The sequence below is a fragment of the Natronospira sp. genome (assembly GCF_007134575.1).
GTDB lineage: Bacteria > Pseudomonadota > Gammaproteobacteria > Natronospirales > Natronospiraceae > Natronospira > Natronospira elongata.
The window spans coordinates 1-2,599 of record NZ_SLKM01000035.1 but is presented as its reverse complement, the minus strand read 5'-3'; the positions used below and the strand labels follow the sequence as shown (position 1 = coordinate 2,599).

At 62.1% G+C, this 2,599-nt stretch carries 1 protein-coding gene; it reads left to right on the top strand.

What is annotated here, in order from left to right; genetic code table 11:
* Nucleotides 1–186 precede the first annotated feature (186 nt).
* Nucleotides 187–2,599, top strand: a 2,413-nt coding sequence (locus ACJWXQ_RS01395; RefSeq protein ID WP_406671997.1) for a prolyl oligopeptidase family serine peptidase, incomplete at its 3' end; no start/stop codon positions are given.

The following is a 2,599-nucleotide window of genomic DNA, read 5'->3' as shown; positions in this document are numbered from 1 at the left end:
GGCACCGTAGGAGCGGCTTTAGCCGCGATTAAAAGCTACCGGATGGCAGCAAGGTGAAAAACTGAACTTGTGAACCACGCAGCTACCGAATAAGCCGTATTCGCGTAAAGTGGCCCAGCCTGACTCTGGATCATCGTGTCTAACCAGGAAACCTCTGATATCAGTGGTCTCAAAAGGAGAAAGCCAATGACTGCACGACAACGCAAGCCCCTGGGGCTGCTTGCCGGCATTGCCGCCGCATTGCTCCTGCCCGTCAACGCCCTGGCCCAGGAGGCCGAGGTGGGGAGCTACCAGGAGCCGCCCCAGGAAATCATCGATCTGGTGGATGCCCCCCTGACACCGCTGGTCAGCCTCAGCCCCCGGGGTGATCAGTTGCTGCTGATGGAACGCCCGCCACTGAGAACCATCCGTGATTTGGCCGAACCGGAAAAACGCCTCGCCGGTATCCGCTTCAATCCCGAGAACCGCGGTCCCAGTCGCCCAAGCTACTTTACTGGCTTGAGCTTGCAGTCCATTGATGAGGGCCGGTTGCGTGAAGTGGAAGGACTGCCCGAGCGGCCACGGATCCGGAACGTGAGCTTTTCCCCCGATGGCACGCAGCTCGCCTTTGTGCAGGTCGAACCCGAGCGCTTGGCCCTCTGGGTGGTGGATGTTGAAAGTGCCGAAGCCCGAGAGCTTGAAGGCCTCGACGTGAATGCCACCTATCCGGGCACGCCCTATGTCTGGTCGGTGGACAGCGAGAGTCTGCTGGTACGCCGGGTCAGCCCGGAACAGGGCGCTGCCCCTGATCGGGATCCGGTGCCCGATGGACCGATCATCCAGGAGAACCGCGGCCGTGCCGCCCCCGCCCGCACCTATCAGGATCTGCTCGAGGATCGTCACGACGAGCGCCTGTTCGAGCACTACTTCCATGGTGAACTGGTACGGGCCCGCCTGGATGGCGATCAGGAGGTACTGGCCGAGGGGATTCTGTCCGACTTCTCGCCCTCGCCTGATGGCAACTATCTGCTGGTGGAAACCCTGCGTGAGCCCTGGTCCTATTCCGTTCCCTTCTTCCGTTTCGCCCGCACCATCGAAGTGCTGGATCGACAGGGAGAGCCCGTGTACCAGGTCGTTGATCGGGACCTGGCCGATGATCTGGTCATTGCCTTCGATGCCACCGTGACCGGACCGCGAAGCGTGAGCTGGCGCAGTGATGCCCCGGCCACGCTGTTCTGGGCCGAAGCCCAGGATGAAGGCAATCCCCGCAAGGATGTGGATGTGCGTGAGCACCTCTATCTGCTGGAAGCACCGTTTGATGGCGAAGCGGTGAAGCTTGCCACTCTGTCCGACCGTTTCCGCTCGGTTCATTTTGGTGATGGCGACACCGCCCTTGTGCTGGAGCGGTGGTACAACAACCGTGACGAAAACATGTGGCGGGTCGCCCCGGATGCGCCCGAGCGGGAGGCCGAACGGCTCTGGACCCGCTCCTGGGAAGACCGTTACAACGATCCCGGCAGCCCCAAGACCCGCAGCAATGAAAGCGGCCACCGGGTTCTGGTGATGGCCGAAGGGGATCTGCTGCTGGCCGGTGACGGTGCCTCGGATGAAGGGGATCGCCCCTTTCTGGATCGCTTCAATCTCGAGGCGCTGGAAAGCGAACGACTGTGGCGGTCGACCTCGCCCTGGTATGAGCAGGTCACTGCCGTGCTGGACCCTGACACGCCGGTGGTATTGACCCGCCGAGAGTCAGTGGACGTTCCCCCCAACTTCTACTGGCGCGATCTGGCCACTGACAGCAAGAGCCGGATTACCGATTTCGAGCACCCGCTGCCGGAACTCAAGGGCGTGAGCCGCGAGCTCATTACCTATGAACGGGAAGATGGCTTGCCCATGTCGGCACAAATGTATCTGCCGGATGGCTATGATCCGGAAACGGACGGCCCCCTGCCCACGCTGGTCTGGGCCTATCCTCGGGAATATCGCAGTGCCGATGCCGCCGGTCAGATACAGGGCTCGCCCTATCAGTTCAATCGTCTCAGCTACTGGGGGCCGCATTTCGCCCTGACCCAGGGCTGGGCGGTGCTGGATCGGGCCACCATGCCGGTGGTGGGGGAGGATGACAAGGAACCCAATGACACCTTCATCGAGCAGTTGGTGATGAACGGCAAGGCGGCGGTTGAAGCCGGTGTCGAGCGTGGCATTACCGACCCGGAGCGGGTGGCCATCGGCGGGCATTCCTATGGCGCTTTCATGACCGCCAATGTGCTGGCCCATTCGGATACCTTCCAGGCCGGCATTGCCCGCAGCGGTGCTTTCAACCGTACGCTCACACCCTTCGGCTTTCAGCGCGAACAGCGCACCATCTGGGATGACACGGATCTCTACATCCGCATGTCACCCTTCTTCGCCGCCGATCAGCTCAGCCATCCGATCCTGCTGATCCACGGTGCCGAAGACAACAACTCGGGGACCTTCCCCATGCAGTCCGAGCGCCTGTTCGAAGCCCTGCGTGGTCTGGGTGGCACCGCCCGCCTGGTCATGCTGCCGGAAGAATCCCACGGCTATCGCGCCCGGGAATCCGTCCTGCACATGCTCCACGAACAACTGGAATGGCTGC